The organism is Lentzea sp. NPDC051213, assembly GCF_044455585.1.
GTDB lineage: Bacteria > Actinomycetota > Actinomycetes > Mycobacteriales > Pseudonocardiaceae > Lentzea.
This window is the reverse complement of the sequence record NZ_JBITEX010000009.1, coordinates 294,814-315,105: the sequence shown is the minus strand read 5'-3', so window position 1 is coordinate 315,105 and position 20,292 is coordinate 294,814. Positions and strand designations below refer to the sequence as shown.

Genomic DNA, 20,292 nt, shown 5'->3' with positions numbered 1-20,292 from the left:
TGGCTCCCCCCGGGGGGGGTTGTTGTCACCCCGCGTCCGCCCCCCGGGTTGGGGCCTAAACCCCTGGGGGGGGCCTTAAGTGGCCCCGCGTGTGTTTACCCCGCCAAACCAGTTCCAGCGTACGGCTAGGCCTTCTTCAGCGGGCGGGCACCGAGTTCGTCGGCGAGGAGCTTCATCATCACGGACTCGGGGTCGCGCGCCTCGGTCACCGTGGCCGGGTCGGCCGGGCGGGCGGCCTCGGCCAGCATCGCCATCTCGTCGTCCGGTTCCGGGTCCGGCTCCGGTGGGAGGGGCTCATCGGGCTCCGGGGGCTCCGGAGGCGGTGGCACGTCGTCCGCCGGTGGGCGCGGGGCCTGGCGTTGCTGCGACTCGGCCTGACTGCGGGTCGGCTGGGACTGACCCTGCTGGGCCTGACCCTGCTGGGATTGACTGGGCCGGGTAGGCGCCGGGCGGGACACCTTCGCCGGGGTCGCCTGGGTGGCCGCGCCGGGAGCGCCGTGGACGCAGCGCACCTGCCACGTGCCGCCGAGGACCGAGGCCAGGGCGTTCGCGATGGCCTCGGTGTTGCGGGGCTCGGCCAGGCGACGGGCCAGCGGGGCCGAGGAGTGCGTGATGGTGACGACGTTGCCGTCGACATCGCCGACCATCGCGTTCGTCAGCATGGCCTCGGTGCTGCGGCTGGAGGAACGGACCGCGGCGAGCAGCTCGGACCAGAGGCGGCGGACCGCTGCCGCGTCGATGACGCCGCCTATCGAGGGCGTCGCCGGCTCAGGGGTCGGAGCCGGTGCCGGAGCCGTGGCAGGGGCCGGGTCGGGCGCGGCGACAGGGGCCGGGCGGGGCTGGTCCTGCTGCGGTGGCTGGATGCTCGCGGGCTTGTCAGCGACAGGCGGGGCGACGGCTGGCTGGGCCGCGGCAGGCTGGGCGACGGCAGGCTGGGCCGCGACGGCTGGCCGGGCGACAGCAGGCTGGGCGACGGCTGGCTGAGCGACGGCTGGTGGCGGCGTGGCAGGCGCGGTGGCCTGGGCAGCGGGCTGTTCGGCGACCTGCTGAGCGGCCGGCGCGGGACCCGGCTGATCGGAGGCTTGCTGCGACCTGCGCGTGAAGACCGGGCCGCCCGCAGGTGCGGCAGCGCCACCCTCGCCCGAGACGATCGCGGCGGGTGGGCGCCGCTCCAGCTGCTCGATGCGTTGCAGGAGCGCGGCTTCCGACTGGCTCACCGACGGCAGCAACATCCGGGAGACGAGCAGCTCCAGGAGCAGGCGGGCGGCGGTGGCGCCGCGCATGTCGACCAGTCCGGTGTGGACGATCTCGGCGTAGCGGGTCAGCGCGGCCGGGCCGATGCGCTCGGCCTGGGCCGACATCGTGGCCAGCTCGTCCTCCGGCGCGGAGACCAGGTTGCGCTCCCCCGCGTCCGGCACGGCGCAGAGCAGCACCAGGTCGCGCAGGCGGTCGAGGAGATCGCTGGCGAAGCGGCGGGGGTCGTGGCCGGCGTCGACCAGGCGGTCGATGGTGCCGAAGACGGCGGCACCGTCACCGGCGGCGAGGCCGTCCACCACGTCGTTGATCAGCGCGGAGTCCGTGACGCCCAGGAGCGTGATGGCCCGCTCGTACTTCACGCCGTCCGGGCCCGCGCCCGACAGCAGCTGGTCCATGACCGACTGCGTGTCTCGAGCCGAGCCGCCGCCCGCGCGGATGACCAGCGGGAAGACGGCGGGTTCGACGGCCACACCCTCGGCGGCGCAGTTGCGTTCGAGCAGGCTGCGCATCACGCCGGGCGGGATCAGCCGGAACGGGTAGTGGTGCGTGCGGGAGCGGATGGTCGGGAGGACCTTGTCCGGCTCCGTGGTGGCGAAGATGAAGATCAGGTGGTCCGGCGGCTCTTCGACGATCTTCAGCAGGGCGTTGAAGCCCTGCGTGGTGACCATGTGCGCCTCGTCGATGATGAAGACGCGGTACTTGGCCTCGGCCGGGGCGTAGAAGGCCTTCTCGCGGAGCTCGCGAGTGTCTTCGACACCACCGTGCGACGCGGCGTCGAGCTCGACCACGTCGACGCTGCCGGTGCCGTTCGGCGCGAGGCCGATGCACGAGTTGCACTCACCGCACGGGTCCGGCGTGGGGCCCTGCACGCAGTTCAGCGAGCGCGCCAGGATGCGGGCGGAGGATGTCTTGCCGCAGCCTCGAGGGCCGCTGAACAGGTAGGCGTGGTTCACCCGGCCCGCCGCCAGCGCCACGCGCAGGGGATCGGTCACGTGCTCCTGGCCTACGACCTCGGAGAACGTGGCCGGACGGTACTTGCGATACAGAGCGAGCGCCACGCCCGAGACAGTACCGGTGGACACCGACAGTCCTGCGACTCCCGCCACACGGTGCAACGAGCTCGCACTGACAGGCAACTCCGGGATGGCGCAACAGCGCCGAACAGGAGACAAAAAGGGGACCCCGTGCACCCACCAGAGCCCGCTTATCCTTGCTGCCTTCCGGCCCTGGGGAGGTTCGCGAGATGTGTGCCGCACGAGGTCCTCAGCAAGTGTAGCCGAGCGTGTTGTTCGAACGCATGTTCGAGTTGCCCACAGTGTTGTCCCCACCTGTGGACAACACCGGAACGGGCGCACGCGGGCTCGACTTCGACTGAGGCAGGATGACCATCATGGGGAAAAAGGGCCTGCTGGTGGCCGTGATCGTGGTGGTGGCCGCGGTGGCGACGGGGATCTTGGTCTCCGGTGACGACGCGGTACCGCAACGAGCGACCGACGTGAAGGTGTGGCCCACACCGCGGATGATCGAACGTGTAGGCACGGACGTGCCGGTCCCCGCCTCGGTGACCATCGAGGGCGACGTCGAGGCCGTCACCCGTCACGTGGTCGAGAAGGCATTGGCGGGCGGCACCGGCGGCACCGGGCTGAAGGTCCGGTTCAGCACGGACAAGGCGCTGCCGGCCGAGGCTTACGCGTTGAACGTCGGGCCGGCCGAGGTGACCATCGCGAGCGCGGACTCCGCGGGTGCCTTCTACGCCGCCCAGACACTCCGCCAGCTGGTGAAGCAGGGGAAGGTCTCGGCCGTGAAGATCGACGACCGGCCGTCGCTGCGGCAGCGCGGCATCGTCGAGGGCTTCTACGGGCGGCTGTGGACCTACGCCGAGCAGCAGGCCCAGATCGACTTCGCCGCCTCCGTGAAGTCCAACTCCTACGTCTACGCGCCGAAGGACGACCCGTTCCACCGCGAACGCTGGCGCGAGCTCTACCCAGAGGAGCGCCTCTCCCAGCTCGGTGAGCTGGCGAAACGGTCCGCGACCTCGCACATCCAGTTCACCTACTCGCTCGCTCCCGGCCTGTCGATGTGCTACTCGAAGGACGCCGACCGCGACGCCATCCAGGCCAAGCTCACCCAGCTGCACCGCGCGGGCATCAGGTCGTTCGCGCTGCTGCTGGACGACATCGACTACGCGAAGTGGAACTGCCCCGAGGACCGGGAGGAGTTCGGGCCGCCCAATCAGACGAACGCCGCACGCGCGCAGAACGACCTGCTCAACGACACCGCACAGACCATCAAGAACGAGATGCCGGACGTCGGCCCTCTGGTGACCGTGCTGACCGAGTACGGCGACATCAACCCGTCGCCCTACAAGAAGGTCTTCCGCGACCACCTGGACAAGTCCGTTCAGGTCATGTGGACGGGGACCGCGGTCGTGCCCAGGGCGATCACCAGGCGCGAGTCGGAACGCGCCAGGGACCTCTGGGGCCGCAAGACCCTCATCTGGGACAACTACCCGGTCAACGACTACCCGGACGCGGCCGGGCGGCTCTTCCTGGGCTCGTACTCGGACCGCGAACCCGGCCTGCAGGTCGAGGGACTCCTCGCGAACCCGATGAGCCAGGCCTATGCGAGCCGTGTCGCGATGTTCGAGATGGCCGACTACGCCTGGAACGACCGCGCGTACGACGAGCACGAGTCGGAACGCGGCTACGCGGACCTGCTCGCCGGCGGCGACGAGCGGGTGATGAACGCGCTGCTGGCGTTCTTCGACCTGAACTCGTGGACGGCGCCGCGCCTCGCCGAGCAGCTCTACGAGTTCCAGGACGAGTGGAAGGCCGGGGACAAGCAGGCCGCGGTGGCCGGGTTGCGGGCCTACGCCGACCTGATGGCCGGTGCCCCGAAGCTGATCCGGGACCGGGTGGACAAGGGCTTCGTCACGGATTCCGGACCCTGGCTCACCCGATGCGAACTGCTCGGCCAGGCGCTGCAGGCCACGGTGGACGGGCTGGGCGGCAACCGCGACCGGTTCGGCGACTCGGACGAACTGGTGAAGCGGCTCGACAAGAAGCTGCGCACGGGCGACGGGAAGCTCGAGAAGTTCCTGGACCAGGCGTCCGACCTGTGAGCTAGATCGAACGTGTGTTCGACTTGCCCACAGTGTTGTCCCCACCTGTGGACAACGTCCGTCCGGTGGCGAGCATCAGCAGGTCAGGGGCGGGAAGATCGGGGACGCCCGTCTCGCGGAAACGCTTGCGGGCACCCCAGAACGGGCTCTTCAGGACGTGGTCCAGCGCGGCCTGAGCGGGTTCGGGCGGCATCTCCCGGACGCGACCCAGCGGCCGGGCGATGTCCTGGCCGTGGACGAGGAAGTCCACCAACGGGTCGATCGGTGCGGCCATGGGCGCCCGTTTCGGGGAGCCGGCGGTCTCGCGGATCTGCGCGATCAACTCCGACCGGCTGAACACTGCGGCCAGCGCGCGAGCCCTGTCGTCCTCCATGCGGTTCCAGTCGAAGCGCGCCTTCACCGCTCCCGTGATCACATCCCGCCACCCGGTGCGCGTGGACGTGGTGAGGTGCGCGGCCATCTCCTGCATGGTCCAGCCGGCGCAGAGGGTCTCGCGCTGCCACTCGTCGTCGGTCAGGTCTTCGAGGAGATCGGCGACGCTCAGCCGCTCGGCCTCCAGCCACTTCATGATCATGATTGCCCCTCGATGGCGGTCAGCCTGCGACGCAGGAAGTCCTGCTCGGTCTCGGTGCCCGCGAGCGCGATGGCCTCGCGGTAGGCGGCCTGGGCCTCGGCGGTGCGGCCCAGGCGGTGCAGCAGATCGGCCCTCGCCGCGCGGTACGGGTGGTAGTCGCGGAGCTTGGGTTCGCCGGCCAGTTCGTCCAGCAGGGACAGGCCGGCCTCGGCGCCGTCGCGCATGGCGATCGCGGCGGCACGGTTCAGGGCGACCACCGGCGACGGGGTGATGGTGCCGAGCACGTCGTACAGCGCGACGATCTGCGGCCAGTCGGTGCTCGCGAAGTCCGGTGCCTCGTCGTGCAGCGCGTTGATCGCGGCCTGCACCCCGTACGGCCCGTGGCCGCCGGTCAGCGCGACCTCGGCCAGCGCGGACCCCTCGTCGATCATGTCGCGGTCCCAGCTCCCCCGGTCCTGGTCCTCGAGCAGCTCGGCACGCGCGGCACGCCGGGCGTGGACGAGCAGCATCAGCGCCAGCAGTCCGGTGACCTCCCGGTCCGGCAGCAGCCCGCGCAGGATCCTGGCCAGCCGGATGGCCTCCTCGGCGAGGTCTTCCCGTTGTGCCGCATAGCCTTCGGTGAAAATGGAGTACACCACCTGCAGCACGCCGGGCAGCCGTTCCGGCAGCTCGTCGGCGTCCGGCACGCGGAACGGGATGCGCGCCTCCTTGATCTTCTTCTTCGCCCGCACGATGCGCTGCTGCATGGCCGCGACGGGCACGAGGTAGGCCCGCGCGACCTCCGGCGTCGTGAAGCCGGCGAGGCACCGCAAGGTGAGCGCCCCGCGGTCCTCGGCAGCCAGCGCCGGATGCGCGCAGGTGAAGAAGAGCTCCAACCGCTCGTCGGGCAGGCCCGCTGCCGAGGGTGGATCGGCCCGATCGACCTCCACCTGCAGCACCGCGAGGCGGGCGGCGTAGGTCTGGTCGCGACGCAGACGGTCGACGGCCTTGCGGCGCGCGGTCGTGAGCAACCACGCGCCGGGCCGGTCCGGCACCCCGTCCACCGGCCAGTGCCGCAACGCCGCCTCGATCGCGTCCGAGGTGACCTCCTCGGCCAGGTCGAGGTCGCCGAACCGCTTGACCAGCGTCGCGAGCAGCCTGCCCCGCTCCTCGCGGAAGACCTGCTCGACGTCCACGTCAGAACTCGGCGATCGGCCGCACGACCACGGCGCCACCGTCACGTGAACCAGGACACTTCGCCGCCCACTCCAGCGCCGCGTCCAGATCGGGAACGTCGATGATGTCGTAGCCGCCGAGCACCTCCCGCGTCTCCGCGAACGGCCCGTCCGTGACGGTGCGCCTGCCGTCCTGTCCGACCTGGACGGTGGTCGCGGTCACCAGATCGGCGAGCGAGTGCCCGGACACGAGCACGCCCGCCTCCTTCATCTCCTTCTCGTAGGCGATCCAGTCCTCGACCGTGCAGCCGCTCTGCTGGTCAGAGGCTGCGTAGATCAACAGCATGTACTTCACGTTCGCCCTCCTCGGTCCGGTCTTACGGGATCACGACGAGCGGCCCGCCGCCAGATCGACAGGGGTCTTCAAGATTTTTTCGGCGGGTTGGCTCCGACCCCCGTTTTGGGTCTCGGAACACCCGTCCGGTAAGGTTCTCGACGGAGGATTCGCATAGCGGCCTAGTGCGCACGACTGGAAATCGTGTTGGGTTCACCCCCTCACGGGTTCAAATCCCGTATCCTCCGCTCTCTTTTCAGAAGGGCGCCGAACTTCAACGTTCGGCGCCCTTCTGGCGTTAACGTTGCATGATGCTGCCCGAAGACCTGATGCTGCTGTTCCTCGACGAGGTCGCCGGCGGCGTCCGGATGGACTCGACGTCGATCCACAACGCGCTCGCCGGGGCCGTACTGCTGGAGCTGGTCAATTCCGGGCGGGTGGCGTTCGAACCGGACGGCAAGAGGCTCGCGGTCGTGGACCCGACTCCGTTGCAGAACGCGTTCCTGCAGGAGTCTTTGACGCGGCTGAACAAGCCGATGAAGCCGCAGCGGGCGGTGGAGAAGCTGCGCAACCACGTGCGGGACAACGTGATGGCGCAACTCGACGCCCGTGGGGTGCTGACGGTCGAGAAGACCAAGATCCTTGGGCTCTTCCCGATCAAGACCTACACGCTGAACGACGTTCAGGTGGTCAGCGATCTTCGTCGCCTGGTGGGCGTTGTGGCCCTTGGGTATCGGGCGCCGGATGACCGCACCGGGGCGTTGATCTCGCTGCTGTACGCGGTGAAGGGCCTGCACAAGGTGTTCCAGGGCGACAAGCGCGAGATGAACGCGCGGGCCAAGGAGATCGCTGCGGGCAGCTGGGCCGGGGTTGCCGTCAAGAAGGCGCTGGACGCGGTGCACGCCGCGGTTACCGCTGCCCTCGTGGCCTCGACCGTGGCCGCTACCTCGGGTGGCGGTTCCAGCTGATGCTGACCGAAGACCTGATGCTGCTGTTCATCAACCAGCAGAACGGCAAGCTGCTGGCCGACTCCTCGTCCGTGGAGAACGCCCTCGCCGGCGCCGTGCTCATCGAGCTCGTGGACTCGGGGCGCGTCGCGTTCGAGCCGAACGGCAAGAAGCTCCAGGTCGTCGACCCGACCCCGTTGAAGAACGCGTTGCTGCAGGAGTCGGTGGCACGGTTCGACAAGCCGATGAAGCCGCAGCGCGCGGTCGAGCGCATCAGGAAGAAGCTGCGCGACAACGTGATCGCGGAACTGGAAGGCCGTGGCGTCCTGCGCACCGAGCCGCGGAAGGTGTTCGGGATCTTCCCCGCGAAGCGCTACGTGATCACCAACGAGACCGTGTCCGGCGAGGTGCGGAAGGCGGTCGGCGAGGTCGCGGCCGGGTACCGGGGAGCGGATGCGCGCACGGGGGCGTTGATCACGCTGCTGTTCGCGGTGAAGGCCGTGCACAAGGCGTTCGACGGCGACAAGCGCGAGCTGAACAAGCGGGCCAAGGACATCGCCGCCGGCAACTGGGCGGGCGACGCCGTGCGCCGGGCGGTCGAGGCGATTCAGGCCGGGGTGACCGCGGCGACGGCTGCTGCGGCCGCCGCAGCGTCGGGGGGATAACAGCGGCCGCGACGTCGGTGAGTTCCGGCTGAGACGAAAGTCGGATTCCTGAGGTAAGCCGCGCAACTACCGTGATTTCATGCTGCACGAGGACCTGATGCTGCTGTTCATCAACCAGCAGACCAAAAGGCTGAACTCCGACTACGCGTCGATCGACAACGCGCTCGCCGGTGCCGTGCTCCTCGAACTGGTGAACTCGGGGCGCGTCGCGTTCGAACCGAACGGCAAGAAGCTCCAGGTCGTCGACCCGACGCCGCTGCGAGACCCGTTGCTGCAGGAGTCGGTGACGCGGATCCACAAAGCGATGAGGCCGCAGAGTGCGGTCGAACGCATCAGGAAGAAGTTGCGCGACAACGTGATCGCAGAGCTGGCAGGCCGTGGTGTCCTGCGCACCGAGCCGCGGAAGGTGCTCGGGATCTTCCCCGCGAAGAGCTACCTGATCAACGACGAGCGCGCGTACGACGAGCTGCGCAAGGCCGTCGGCGACGTCGTGCACGGGTATCGGGGAGCGGACGGGCGCACGGGGTCGCTGATCACGTTGCTGTACGCGGTGAATTCCGTGCACAAGGTGTTCGAGGGCGACAAGCGCGCGATGAAAAAGCGGGCCAAGGACATCGCTGCGGGCAACTGGGCGGGCGACGCCGTGCGCCGGGCGGTGGAAGCGATTCAGGGCGGCGTGAGTGCCGCGACCGCTGCCGCCGTGTCAGGAGAATGACGCGGCGGCAGCGGATCGGGGTTACTTCTTCAGGCAGTCGATGATGTCTTCCAGCGCGAACACGATCTTGTCGATGTTCGCGTCACCCGTGGACGGGCGGGCGCGGACGATCTGCGGATCGTGGTCGCTCGCCTGATCGGCGAACTCGGCGTTGATGTGCACCACGTCGTAGCTGAACCGGGTGATGTTCTTGCTCATCACGAGGTGGTCGAGCGTCTGCGAGTTGCCCTCGAAGACGTAGCTGTACCGCTCGTTCGCGGGCAGCGACTCGATCAGCGCCTTGAGGTTGCCGTCGCCGGTCAGCGTCTTCAGCGCGGGCGAGAACTGGTAGTCGTTCAGGTCGCCGGCGAGGACCACGTTGGCGCCCTTGTCGATCGCGCGGATCTGCTCGGTGAACGCCTTCAACGCCGTGGCCTGCTTGGCGCGCTGCACCTCGGAGGTGCGGTTCGGCGGCTGGTTGCGGCCGTGGATGGCCTCGTCGCCGCCCTTGGAGTTGAAGTGGTTCGCGACCACGAAGACCGTGCGGCCGCGGAACTTGAACTCACCGGCGAGCGGCTTGCGGCTGTTCGCCCACGCGTCGTTCAGCGGGTCGATGCGGCCCGGTGACACGGAAAGCGACGCGCGGCCGTTCTTCTTCACGACCTGGACCGCGGTCTTGAAGTCGCCACCAGGACGATCCACAAAGGACACGCGCTGCGGGTTGAAGAAGAAGCCGACGCGGATGTTGCCGCCGGGCTCGCCGCCGTCCTTGAGGTTCTCCGGGTCGATCTGCCGCCACTGGTAGCGCGGGCCGCCCTTGGCGAAGATCGCGTCGGAGAACTTTTGCAGCGTCGCGTCGGCCGCGACGACACCGTCGTTGACCGCGCCGTTGTTGTCCTGGATCTCTTCCAGCACAACGACATCCGGGCTGCGCAGGCTGGTCGTGACGCCGTCCGCGAGCCGGTCGAACTTGTCCTGCGGGTCCGACGGGTCGAGGTTCTCGACGTTGTAGGTCGCGACGGAGAGCTCGCTCTCCTTCTGCTGCGCGGTGATCTCGCGCTCCAGGTTCGACGACGTGTGCGTGCCGAGCTGGAGAGCCGCCAGCGTGTAGCCGCCGAAGTTCGTGTACTCGATGGCACCGACGGTCGCGCCGGCGAACACGTCACCGACGTTGGACGCGGGCAGCGGGGTCGCCTTGATCTTCAGGCGGCCGCTGTTGGCCTGGTCGTAGGCGGTGTAGGTGGTGCCGCCGCGCTGGTTCTTGTTCTGGTCGGGGTTGACCGTCACCCAGGCCTCGCCGAACGCGTTGCTCGGGCCCACGACGCGGGCGTCGTCGACCTGCACCAGCGTGCCCTCGAGCGACTCGAAGTAGTCGAGGCCGTACTTCTCCGGCTCCAGGGGCAGCTGCTCGATGCTGCCGCCCGGCGCGGGCAGGTAGCCCACCGGGATGTTCTTCACGACCACCGGCGCCGGGACGGGGTTGCCCTTCGACAGCGTGATCGTGGTGGGCTGGGTGATCTCGGTGAGGGTCTGGTTGGAGCCCGTCTCACCGCCCGGCCGGTACTCCGCGATCGTGCCGCTGACCAGCACGTTGTCGCCGACGGCCACGGTCGGCGCGGTGCCGGCCGTGTAGACGAAGACGCCCTCGCTGGTGCGCGGGTCGGCGTCCTGGCCGGTGACGTCCTGGATCCAGAAGCCGCGGTCACCCGTGGCGCGCGTGCCGGTGACGACACCGGGGACGTTGGTGACCTTCTGGCCGAACAACGGCGAGTAGCGCGTGACGCCCTGGATGTCGTGGATGCGCTTGTCACCGGGCACGGGGTTCGGGTCGGGATCCGGGTTGCCGCCACCCGGAGTCTCGCCCTTGGCGTTGGTCGGGCTGGGGTCGCCGACCTTGAAGTCGGTGAAGTTGTCGTCGGTGTCGCCGAACTCGATGTTGCGGAACGCCGAGGTGGTGTTGCTCAGGGCGTTCGTCGCAGCACCTTCACGGACGGCCGCCGTGCCGTAGCCGACGAGGTCCTTGATGCGCGCGTCGGCAGCACAGTCGGCGACCGTCTTGCAGGTGAGCGCCGCGGTGCCGTTGACCAGCGCGATGGTGCCGCCGGTGGCGCTCATGGCGATGTTGCCGGTGGCGTCCGGTGCAGGCAGCTCGACCGTGCCGCCGGTGCCCTTGGCCTCCGCGACGAGGAACGTCTTGCCGGGCGCGATCGACCCTGCGAGCGGGGTCACGCCCCACTGCGTGTTCGCGCCGGGGGTCGCCGAGATGTACTGGACGCTGTAGCCGTCCAGGCTGATCGCCGAGGTGCTCTTGTTGGCGAGCTCGACGAAGTCCTGCTTGAGCGTGGCGCCGGAGTTGCCGCCTCCTCCGTAGACCTCGGAGATCAGCGCGTCTGTGCTGGGTGCGGCAACGGCGGGGACGGCGGCGAGCACAAGTGCCGCCACCGCTGTCCCGACGCCGGGCAGGGTGGGTCTCAAAACTCCTCCAGGGGATGCGGCGGACCGACGCATCTTTCCTCGATCAGGTGAGGTTTGGAAGGCGTTGTTACTAACGGTTAACCAGTTGGCCCCGCAAACATCACTCGAACAAGTGTTCGATCATGGTGTATGCTCGATTTCGGAACGCTGACCGGTGGGCCCCTCCCAGGCGCCGGTCAGCGTCCCTACGTTAAGGGCATGGGGATCCTGAGCTACGAGCGCTGTCGCGCCGAGATCATCAACCAGACCGCACTGCTGGCCGCGTCGTTGGAAGGCTTCGACCTGGCCAAACAGGTACCTGCCTGCCCGGACTGGTCGGTGAACCAGCTGGTCCGCCACGTCGGTTACGCCCTGGAATGGGTGGACGACATGATCCGCGCCGGCCAGCCGGGCATCGACCTGGCGGCCAACAAGGGGCTGGACGTGTCGGCGTACACGGGTGAGACGGCGGACACACTGGGGCCGTGGCTGGCCGAACGCGCGTCCTCGCTGGCAGAGGCACTGGAGACGGTGTCACCGGATGAGCCGATCGCGATGATCGCCCCTGGTCTGCCCGGCCCACGAATGTGGTCACGGCGCATGGTGCACGAGATGGTGATGCACCGCTGGGACGTCGAGACCACGCTGGGCGTGGAGTTCTCCGCCGATCCCGAGGTGCTCTCCGACACGGTGACCGAGTGGACCGCGGTGGCCCTGCCGTTCGCATTCGTCCGGCAGCCCGCGGAGACCGCGCCACTGCTCGGCCCCGGCAACACGGTGCACCTGCACGCGACCGACGCGGAGCTGGAGCTTGTGATCGACTTCACCGGCCCCAGGCCGGTCGTGCGGGAGGGCCACGAAAAGGCAGCGGTGGCGGTGCGCGGGCCGCTGCTGGATCTGGTGCTGGCCGTGTACCGGCGCCGTTCGGTCGCCGGGCTGGAGGTGTTCGGCGACGTCGAGTTGCTCGAGCTGTTCCTGGACCGCATCAGGTTCTGAGAATGCGAGAAGGGCCCCGGATCGCTCCGGGGCCCTTCGTCAGCGGTGGCGGTGGGATTTGAACCCACGGAGGCTTTCACCTCACACGCTTTCGAGGCGTGCTCCTTCGGCCGCTCGGACACGCCACCGGTAAGAACAATACAGGGGCAGATCCAGAGGTTTAACGCTGGGTCCGGAAGAAACGTTCGAGCAGCTCAGCGCACTCCTCCTCGAGCACACCGCCGCAAACCTCCGGCCGATGGTTGAGCCGGCGGTCCCGCACGACGTCCCAAAGCGACCCCACAGCCCCGGTTTTGGGCTCCCAGGCACCGAAGACGAGACGAGAAACACGCGCCAGGACCAAGGCGCCCGCGCACATCGTGCACGGCTCCAGCGTGACGGCGAGCGTGCAGCCGTCGAGCCGCCAGCCGTCGCCGTACTTCGTCGCAGCCTCCCGCAACGCCAAGATCTCCGCGTGGGCCGTCGGATCACCGAGCGCCTCACGGGCGTTGCACGCCTCGGCGAGCACGGTGCCGTCCGGCGCGAAGACGACCGCGCCGATCGGGACGTCCGCACCGGCATTGGCCGCCGCCCGGATGGCCGCGCGGACCATGTCCTCTGAGGAGATCACGCCTGGATGGTGTCGAGCAGCTTCGCGAACTCGTCGATGAAGCCGATGCGCTGGGCGATCATCTGGAGCTGCTCGTCCGGGTAGAGGTCGACCTCGTCGACGATGATCTGAAGCTCGCCGGCGGGCATGCCGAGGTCGGCGAGGACGCCCAGGTCGCCCTCGGGCCAGAGCTCGGTGTCCTCCTCGTCCGGAGGCTCGACGCGCAACAGGTCGAGGACGTCGGCCGCGATGTCGTAGTCGAGCGCGGCGGCCGCGTCCGACAACAGCAGGGCGACGCCACCCGGCACGGGGCGCAGGATGATGAAGAACTCGTCGTCGACGGCCAGTAGACCGAACACGGCGCCGGTCGATCGGAGCTGGCGCAGCTGCGTGATCGCCGCGTCCAGCTCGGACAGCGCGGAGCCGTCCATCCTGCTGCACCGCCAGCGGCCGTCCTCCCGGACGACCGCGACCGCGAAGCCGTTGACCGGCTCCTGCTGTGTCATGTGCACACCGTAGGGCTCTAACGACCTTCCCGGTAGCTGAGGGGTGAGCTGCGGCCCATCCGGGCAACGCGCGCGACGCGACTCCTGAGCAGCAGACTCGCTGGCGGTGGCATGGCGAGGTGGCGGCTGCCTGGCCCAGGCGGACGAAGGTCCAAATCCCAGGTAACGGTGGCACCATCGGTAGATGAGCACAACCACACCGGACCCCCGTCTCGCCGGCTTGCTCGAAGGGGCGCGTTCGCTGCAGCCCCGCACGGTGGCGCTGCGGCGCCAGATCCACCGGCACCCTGAGCAGGGCCTTCAGCTCCCCAAGACGCAGGCGGCCGTCCTGCACGCGCTCGAGGGGCTCCCGTTGAAGGTCACCCCCGGTAAGTCGACCACCTCGGTGGTGGCCGTGCTCGAGGGCGAGAAGCCGGGGCCGACGGTCCTGTTGCGCGGCGACATGGACGGGCTCCCCCTCCAGGAGGACACGGGGCTGCCCTACGCGTCCGAAGTGGACGGCTCTATGCACGCGTGCGGGCACGACACGCACGTGGCGATGCTCGCGTCGTCGGCTCGGCTCCTCACGGACCGCCGGGACGCGCTCAAGGGGCGGGTCGTGTTCATGTTCCAGCCGGGCGAGGAGGGCTTCCACGGCGCGCGCCACATGATCGACGAAGGCCTGCTGGACGACGGTGTGGAGAAGGCGTTCGCCCTGCACATCACGTCCACGCTGCGGTCCGGCGTGGTGACGTGCCGGCCGGGGTCGATCATGGCCTCGGCAGACACCTTCCACATCCACGTGAAGGGGCGCGGCGGGCACGGGGCCATGCCGCACGACGCACTCGACCCGGTGCCGGCCGCTGCCGCGATGGTCGGGGCGATCCAGACGATGCTCGGGCGCCGGATCAACGTGCACCAGCCGGCGGTGATCACGGTCGCGCAGATCAAGGCCGGTACGACGACGAACATCATCCCGGAGGTGGCGACGCTCGACGGGACGATCAGGACGTTGTCTGAGGCCACGCGGGCGCAGGTGCACAAGGAGCTCAAGCAGGTCGTGAAGCACACGGCCGCTGCTTACGGGTGCCACGCGGAGGTCAGCATCGTGCCGGGTTACCCGGTGACGGTGAACGACGAGGTCGTCGGGCAGCACGTGGTGGACCTCGCGGCGAAGGCGATGGGGCCGTCGTGGAGTGAGCAGATGACGGATCCGTTGATGGGTGCTGAGGACTTCTCGTACGTGCTCCAGCGGGTGCCTGGGGCGTTGGCGTTCATCGGGGCGTGTCCTCGTGGGATCGACACGGCGGAGGCTGCGCCCAACCATTCCAACCGGGTGCTGTTCGACGAGGCGGCCATGGAGCACGGGGTGGCGATGTACGCGGCGTTCGCGCTGGACGCCCTCCGGTAGTTCGGCGGCGCGGTCGCACGGAATGATGGACCCCGTGCGAGACGTGTGCGTGATCGGACTGGGACTGATCGGCGGTTCGGTGCTGCGGGCAGCCAAGGCGGCCGGGCGCACGGTTTGGGGTGCCACGGCGAGCAACGAGGACGCGACGAAGGCCCGTTCCGAAGGCTTCGACGTCATGACGATCGAAGAGGCGCTCGCCAGGGATCCCGAGGCCCTCGTGGTTCTCGCCGTGCCCCTGCCTGCCCTCCCGGACCTGCTCCGCAAGATCCCCCCGGGCACCCGGCTGACCGACGTCACGAGCGTGAAGGGGCCCGTCCACGACGCCGTGCACCGGTATGCGCCGAAGGTCCGGTTCGTCGGCGGGCACCCGATGGCGGGCACCAGCAGGAGCGGCTGGGACGCGAGCACCGCGACGCTCTTCCAGAACGCCGCCTGGGTCGTCACGCCGGAAGAGGCCGACGATCACCTCAACGACGTGATGCGGCTGGCGCTCGATCTCGGCGCGCACGTCGTGCCGACCACGCCCGAGGAGCACGACGAGGCGGTGGCGCGGATCAGCCACCTCCCCCACATCATGGCGGCCATCCTGGCGGCGGTCGGGGCCGATGGCGGGCCGCTCGCCATGGCGCTCGCGGCGGGCAGCTTCGGTGACGGCACGCGGGTGGCCGGCAGCAGGCCCGAGCTCGTGCGGGCGATGTGCGAGGGGAACCGGGACGCGCTTCTGATGGCCGTCGACGACGCACTTGGCCGGCTCGGGGCGGCGAGAGGCTCGCTGGCGTCCACGGGCGGGCTCGCCAAGACGATCGAAGCGGGTCATGACGGACGGAACGCGCTGGTCAACCAGCCGCAGCGGACCGAGATCACGATCGATCTGACCAAGCCGGGAGCGCTGGCCGCACTGCGGAACCTCGGGTCACGTGGCGGGCGTGTGGTTGGGCTGAACGGCAGCACCGCCGCAGCGGAAACATCGTAGGGTCGCCGGGTGGATCGACGGACGCTCGCCGGTGGGCTCGGTGGCCTCGCGCTCGTCGTGGCCGCCGTCGTGGTGCTCAGGACGGGAAACGCGCCGGACACGTTGAAGCGCGAGATCGACGACGCCGTCGAGGTCGTGCAGCAGCTGGAGCCGGCCAGGCCGGCCAACCCCAGGGCTCAGGCGCTCGACGTCGACGCGCTGCAGATCGGCTGGAACGGGTCGGCGTCGGCGTACGAGGTGCGGTGGAACGGCAAGGAGCTGCTCGTGCCCGGCCCCGAGGTCGAGCTGCCGGGACTGGCGCCGGACGACGAGGTCGCGGTCGAGATCAGGGCGGTCAGCGCGACCGGTAAGCGGTCGGAGCCGCTGAAGATCGCCGCGACCCCCAAGAACCTCTACAACGACAGGTGGGACGACCTGCTCGTCGGCCAGGTGGACAGGTTCGACGGCCCGGAGTCGCTCGACCCGCGGAAGTGGCGCGTCGAGGCGGAACCGGAGTGCCTCGGACTGCGGCCGTTCGGGCCGAGCAAGCGCATCGACGTGGACTGCTCGATGGCGGCGTTCCAGTCGAACACACCGATGAGGTTCGGCGTCCCCGCCAGCGATGGCGCGATCGGGCGGGCGATCATCAGCGTCGCGGGCGCGGCCGAGTCGAGCCACGTGCGGCTGACGCTGCTGCCGGACCCGTGGCAGTACCTCAAGGAGAACGACGCCCAGCCGCGCGGCGCGGTGAGCCTCGACATCACGACGCAGGGCACGCGGATCATCGCGGACCCGGAACTGCCCAGGACCGCCAGAGAGGTGCCCCTCGGCGACTCGCCGATGACCGGGCTCGTGGCGGGCGTGCGGCACCGGTGGGAGCTGCGGGTGCTGCCGGACGCGGTGATCGCCCTCAGGGACGGCGTCGTGGTGGCCTCGGAACCCGTCGTCGTGGGCACTCGGGTGGCGCACCCGCGGATCCGGATCGACGGTGGCGGCTTCCTGGACGCGTTCGGCGTCGGCGGTGTGCCGGAACGGGTGCTGCCCACCGAGGTGATCCCGCTCGACCAGGACACCGAGGTGCCGCCGGACGCCGTGGCGGCGAAGGTCATCACGCTCGAAGCCGGCAACCAGGTGTCGATCGCGGACATCCCGCTCAGCGGCAGGAAGATCGCGGCCGCGCGGCAGGCGCAGCTCGTGGTCATCCGCAAGCCGGAGAGCCGCCCCGGCACGCTGCCACGGCTCGCCGACCGCCCCGGCGGGATCAAGACGGGCGCGCCCAGACTGCACGTGATGCACGAGGACGGCACCAAACCCCCACAGCCGTTGCTGCCCAACGGTCGCATCCTCGTCACCGCCGAGATCAACGCCATCGGGCACCGCGGCATCGAGCTCGAACTGGACGGCAAGCGGATCGTCGCGATGCCGACCAACGAGCAGGGCGCGGGGGTTCCCGGCAGGCAGGAGTTCTGGCTCGACAGCTCGGCGCTGACGCCTGGTGCGAACGCTCGGCTCAAGCTGAGCGTCCTTCCGGCGGACCATGGCGAACCCGTTACCACCGAAACCGTGTTCGAGCTGGGCAAAACGTCTTAGCGTGACCGCATGAAGCGGGTCGCCTTCGTCGTCGCAGGCCTCGCGTTGGTGATCGGCGTGGTCGTGCTGCGCAACACCAACGGCGGCGACTCGAGCCTGCCCACCGCTCCCCCGCCGCCGACGAAGCTGAAGCCGTTCGAGGCCGAGCAGGTCCTCCTACCGAGCCCGCAGGGCCGCCCGAACGCACCCGCGAAGCTCGTCGCGCACCCCGGCCACCACAAGATCGGGCTCAGCTGGACCGGCGACGCGCCGGCGTACGAGGTGCGGTGGGGCTCGCGGACAAAGCTCGTCACGCGACCGGGAACCCAGCTCAACGGCCTGGCGAACGACCAGGAGCAGCAGATCGAGGTCAGGGCGGTCGACTCGTTCGGGCAACGTTCCCAGCCCGCCACCACGAAAGCGACAGCCCGCGCGGACAACGCGCCGTACACGTTCGTCGACCGCTTCGACCACCCGGACGAGCCCGACCTGCAACGCTGGCGGCTCGCCAAGCGCACCGACTGCGCCCGCGCCACCTCCGGCGACGAGGACGACCACGACCGTTTGGTGATCAGCAGCAGCTGCGGCACACGCGCGGTCACGCTCCGCTCGCGCACCCCGTTCGTCCGCGGCGACGACGAAAGCAGCCTCGTGGTCGAGACGGACGCCCCCACCACCGGCGGCAAGTTGCTCCTCGACCTCATACCCGGGCCGGTCAGCGTCCAGAGCGAAGCGGTGCTCCCGAACGCCATCCGCGCGACCGTGTCGACCGACGTCACCGGCAACTCCATCGTCGAACTGGCCCCGGACGGTGCCGCGGTGAAGGCCATCCCGCCCGCGGTGCCCGGCGTGACCGTGCGCTGGGAACTCGTGCTGACCGGCAGTGGAGTGCGGGTCGTGCGCGACGGGGACGTCGTCGCCAGCTCGCCGTTCGTGCCGCAATGGCGCGAGGCGACGGCGCTGATCGGCGTCGCGGCGCTCGCGGGCGACCGCATCCGGGCCGGCATCGACCTGATCGGCTACCGGACCGCCAAGGCCGACGCACCGCCCAACGCACCCACGCCCCAGGTCCGCGTGGACGTTCCGGTGAGCAGCAGCACCCTCCCGATCGCCGACGTCACCGCAGGGCAGTTGCGGATTGCCATGGTCCCGTCGCGAGAGAGCCAGCCGGTCGCGGCCGTGAAGGTCAACGGCGTGGAAGTGCCGCTGCGTCCTGCCGTGCCAGGAACGCCGTGGAAGCCCGGCGCGGAGTATCCAGCCGTCGCTGACCTGCCCAAAGAGGCGTTCACCGACAACCTGACCGTCCAGCTCGTGACGGAGGAACGCATCCAGATCACCCACACCGACGTGGAGCTGACCGGCCCCAAGGGCGTCTCGCAACGCCAGTCCGGCACGCCGCTGGTGGACGCCCACCCGGTGCTCGCCGACCCCGTGCCCGAGGTCCTGGACGCCGGCGGCCAGCCCATCGAGAACGGCGCCGCCCACAACCGCGGCCGGGTGGTCCTGGAGATCCGCGTCAACGCGCTGGACTCCTCGGTCGCCGGCCTGGCCGGGTTCGAGGTGCGGCTCGACGGCAACCACATCGCGACCATCCCCACCACCGCAGACGGACCGGCCGCCGCGGGCCGGTGGCGGATTTCACTCAACGCGACCGCGCTTGCGGCCGGTGCGCACGCCATCGAGGTGAGGGCCTTCAGCACCGATTCAGAGGTGCACACCGAAACGGGTTACGTTCCCTTCTTGCTGAAGCCGTAGTACCGCAAGATGGGGGTATGGCCCGCGCACTGATCATCGACGCCGCCCGCACGCCGTTCGGCAGGTACCGGGGAGGTCTGTCCGGCATCCGGGTGGACGACCTCGCGGCGCTGCCGATCGTCGACCTGCTGCGCCGCTACCCGTCGCTGGACCTGGCGCGCATCGACGACGTGCTGCTGGGCGACGCGAACGGCGCCGGCGAGGACAACCGCAACGTCGCCCGCATGGCGGCGCTGCTGGCGGGCCTGCCGGTCTCTGTGCCGGGCGTGACCCTGAACCGGCTCTGCGCCTCGGGCGGAGAGGCGATCATCCAGGGCGCGCGGGCGTTGGCGGCGGGCGACGCCGACCTGATCGTCGCCGGTGGCGTCGAGGGCATGAGCCGGGCGCCGTTCGTGACGGCGCGGCCGGACAGGGCGTTCCCGGACCGCATCGAGACCGTGTCCACGGCCCTGGGCTGGCGCCTGGTGAACCCGCGCATGCCCAAGCACTACACGGTGCCGTTGGGGCTGGCCGCGGAGAACGTGGCTTTCGAGCTCGGCATCACGCGCGAGCAGATGGACACCTTCGCGTTGCGGTCTCACCGGCGTGCGGCGGCGGCGTGGGATGCGGGTGTGCACGACGGGTTCGCGTTCCCCGTGCAGGTGCCGGACGGGTCCGCGGTGCGGCGCGACGAGAACGTCCGCGCGGACACCAGCCTGGAGAAGCTCGGGAAGCTCAAGCCGGCGTTCTCCGAGCACGGCACGGTGACGGCGGGCAACGCCTCGCCTCTCAACGACGGCGCTTTGGCTGCCCTGCTGGGCACCGAGGCGATCGCGGCGGAGCTGGGTGTCGAGCCGCTGGGTGAGGTGCTGGGCAGTGCGACCACCGGCGAGGAGCCGCACCGGTTCACCATCGCGCCGGTGTCGGCGATCCGGAAGTTGTTGAAGCGCCTGCATCTTGATGCGGCCGACGTCGACCTGTGGGAGATCAACGAGGCGTTCGCCGCGATGGCTCTCTCGGTGCTGCACCACCTTCCCGAGATCGACAAGGAGAAGGTGAACGTGCACGGTGGCGCGATCGCCTACGGGCACCCGCTCGGGGCCTCGATGCCGCGCGTGATCATCGACGTGTGTCGTCACCTGCGGGCGCGTGGTGGCGGCGTGGGCATTGCCGCGGCTTGTGTGGGTGTCGGTCAGGGCGTGGCGGTCGCGGTCCGCGTCTAGTGGCGTGACTCAGACCGTGGGCGGGTAATTCACGCTCAGCAGGGCGTCTCGCGGCACCGCCCCCACGCCCACATACATCCAGTATGAGGACGTGGGGGCGGCACCACGATGCACCCGTCTGAACGCGAATTCC

17 protein-coding genes, 2 tRNA genes and 1 other RNA gene are annotated in these 20,292 nt (G+C 69.7%); 11 read left to right on the top strand and 9 right to left on the bottom strand.

Annotation, left to right across the window (positions count from 1 at the left end):
- Positions 1 to 125: 125 nt before the first annotated feature.
- Complete coding sequence (locus ACIA8G_RS35745; protein ID WP_396423167.1) at positions 126 to 2,315, bottom strand: DNA polymerase III subunit gamma and tau; 2,190 nt, start codon at positions 2,313 to 2,315, stop codon at positions 126 to 128.
- Positions 2,316 to 2,428: 113 nt separating this feature from the next.
- An RNA gene (ffs, locus tag ACIA8G_RS35740) (signal recognition particle sRNA small type) lies at positions 2,429 to 2,523 on the bottom strand.
- Positions 2,524 to 2,647: 124 nt separating this feature from the next.
- On the opposite strand from ffs, the gene ACIA8G_RS35735 reads away from it, so the two are divergent.
- Positions 2,648 to 4,378 carry a beta-N-acetylglucosaminidase domain-containing protein gene (locus ACIA8G_RS35735; RefSeq protein ID WP_396423166.1) on the top strand — a complete coding sequence of 577 codons (1,731 nt, stop codon included), beginning with the start codon at positions 2,648 to 2,650 and terminating at the stop codon, positions 4,376 to 4,378.
- A gap of 1 nt (position 4,379) precedes the next feature.
- Here ACIA8G_RS35735 and ACIA8G_RS35730 read toward each other — a convergent pair whose 3' ends face one another.
- From ACIA8G_RS35730 to ACIA8G_RS35720, 3 genes are read right to left on the bottom strand one after another with little or no spacing between them, the layout of a single operon-like run.
- Complete coding sequence (locus ACIA8G_RS35730) at positions 4,380 to 4,952, bottom strand: maleylpyruvate isomerase family mycothiol-dependent enzyme (protein WP_396423165.1); 573 nt, start codon at positions 4,950 to 4,952, stop codon at positions 4,380 to 4,382.
- Complete coding sequence (locus ACIA8G_RS35725) at positions 4,949 to 6,127, bottom strand: RNA polymerase sigma factor (RefSeq protein ID WP_396423164.1); 1,179 nt, start codon at positions 6,125 to 6,127, stop codon at positions 4,949 to 4,951. The genes ACIA8G_RS35730 and ACIA8G_RS35725 overlap by 4 nt, the downstream gene beginning before the upstream one ends.
- 1 nt (position 6,128) lies before the next feature.
- Positions 6,129 to 6,461 (bottom strand): YciI family protein, encoded by a 333-nt coding sequence (locus tag ACIA8G_RS35720; RefSeq protein WP_396423163.1) that lies wholly within the window; start codon positions 6,459 to 6,461, stop codon positions 6,129 to 6,131.
- A gap of 142 nt (positions 6,462 to 6,603) precedes the next feature.
- Here ACIA8G_RS35720 and ACIA8G_RS35715 point away from each other — a divergent pair.
- From ACIA8G_RS35715 to ACIA8G_RS35700, 4 genes are all read left to right on the top strand, one after another.
- Positions 6,604 to 6,688 (top strand) — tRNA-Ser (locus tag ACIA8G_RS35715).
- A gap of 60 nt (positions 6,689 to 6,748) precedes the next feature.
- The gene (locus ACIA8G_RS35710; RefSeq protein WP_396423162.1) at positions 6,749 to 7,408 is read left to right on the top strand and encodes a GPP34 family phosphoprotein; all 660 of its coding nucleotides are present in this window, start codon (positions 6,749 to 6,751) and stop codon (positions 7,406 to 7,408) included.
- On the top strand, positions 7,408 to 8,052 hold the full coding sequence (locus ACIA8G_RS35705; RefSeq protein WP_396423161.1) for a GPP34 family phosphoprotein: 645 nt from the start codon (positions 7,408 to 7,410) through the stop codon (positions 8,050 to 8,052). The genes ACIA8G_RS35710 and ACIA8G_RS35705 overlap by 1 nt, the downstream gene beginning before the upstream one ends.
- Positions 8,053 to 8,131: 79 nt before the next feature.
- Positions 8,132 to 8,767: a GPP34 family phosphoprotein gene (locus tag ACIA8G_RS35700; RefSeq protein WP_396423160.1), complete on the top strand. Its 636-nt coding sequence runs from the start codon at positions 8,132 to 8,134 to the stop codon at positions 8,765 to 8,767.
- 21 nt (positions 8,768 to 8,788) lie between these two features.
- On the opposite strand, the gene ACIA8G_RS35695 is transcribed toward ACIA8G_RS35700, so the two are convergent.
- Positions 8,789 to 11,221 carry an endonuclease/exonuclease/phosphatase family protein gene (locus ACIA8G_RS35695; protein WP_396423159.1) on the bottom strand — a complete coding sequence of 811 codons (2,433 nt, stop codon included), beginning with the start codon at positions 11,219 to 11,221 and terminating at the stop codon, positions 8,789 to 8,791.
- Between the two features lie 198 nt (positions 11,222 to 11,419).
- Between ACIA8G_RS35695 and ACIA8G_RS35690 the strand changes: the two genes are divergently transcribed.
- Positions 11,420 to 12,196 carry a maleylpyruvate isomerase family mycothiol-dependent enzyme gene (locus ACIA8G_RS35690; protein WP_396423158.1) on the top strand — a complete coding sequence of 259 codons (777 nt, stop codon included), beginning with the start codon at positions 11,420 to 11,422 and terminating at the stop codon, positions 12,194 to 12,196.
- 43 nt (positions 12,197 to 12,239) lie between these two features.
- On the opposite strand, the gene ACIA8G_RS35685 is transcribed toward ACIA8G_RS35690, so the two are convergent.
- The 3 genes from ACIA8G_RS35685 to ACIA8G_RS35675 all read right to left on the bottom strand — a co-directional run bounded on the left by ACIA8G_RS35685 (position 12,240) and on the right by ACIA8G_RS35675 (position 13,291).
- Positions 12,240 to 12,324, bottom strand: a tRNA-Ser gene (locus ACIA8G_RS35685).
- 32 nt (positions 12,325 to 12,356) lie between these two features.
- Positions 12,357 to 12,788: a nucleoside deaminase gene (locus ACIA8G_RS35680; RefSeq protein WP_396423291.1), complete on the bottom strand. Its 432-nt coding sequence runs from the start codon at positions 12,786 to 12,788 to the stop codon at positions 12,357 to 12,359.
- A gap of 14 nt (positions 12,789 to 12,802) precedes the next feature.
- A complete protein-coding gene (locus ACIA8G_RS35675; protein WP_396423157.1) occupies positions 12,803 to 13,291 on the bottom strand; it encodes a tRNA adenosine deaminase-associated protein in 489 nt (162 codons plus the stop codon).
- Between the two features lie 184 nt (positions 13,292 to 13,475).
- Between ACIA8G_RS35675 and ACIA8G_RS35670 the strand changes: the two genes are divergently transcribed.
- From ACIA8G_RS35670 to ACIA8G_RS35650, 5 genes are read left to right on the top strand one after another with little or no spacing between them, the layout of a single operon-like run.
- Positions 13,476 to 14,681: a M20 family metallopeptidase gene (locus ACIA8G_RS35670; protein WP_396423156.1), complete on the top strand. Its 1,206-nt coding sequence runs from the start codon at positions 13,476 to 13,478 to the stop codon at positions 14,679 to 14,681.
- Positions 14,682 to 14,715: 34 nt separating this feature from the next.
- Entirely contained in the window at positions 14,716 to 15,654 is a 939-nt protein-coding gene (locus ACIA8G_RS35665; RefSeq protein WP_396423155.1) for a prephenate dehydrogenase, read from the top strand.
- A gap of 9 nt (positions 15,655 to 15,663) precedes the next feature.
- Positions 15,664 to 17,223, top strand: a complete 1,560-nt coding sequence (locus ACIA8G_RS35660; protein ID WP_396423154.1) for a hypothetical protein — start codon at positions 15,664 to 15,666, stop codon at positions 17,221 to 17,223.
- 9 nt (positions 17,224 to 17,232) lie between these two features.
- A complete protein-coding gene (locus ACIA8G_RS35655) occupies positions 17,233 to 18,957 on the top strand; it encodes a hypothetical protein (protein WP_396423153.1) in 1,725 nt (574 codons plus the stop codon).
- 17 nt (positions 18,958 to 18,974) lie between these two features.
- The gene (locus ACIA8G_RS35650; RefSeq protein ID WP_396423152.1) at positions 18,975 to 20,159 is read left to right on the top strand and encodes a thiolase family protein; all 1,185 of its coding nucleotides are present in this window, start codon (positions 18,975 to 18,977) and stop codon (positions 20,157 to 20,159) included.
- Positions 20,160 to 20,292 lie beyond the last annotated feature (133 nt).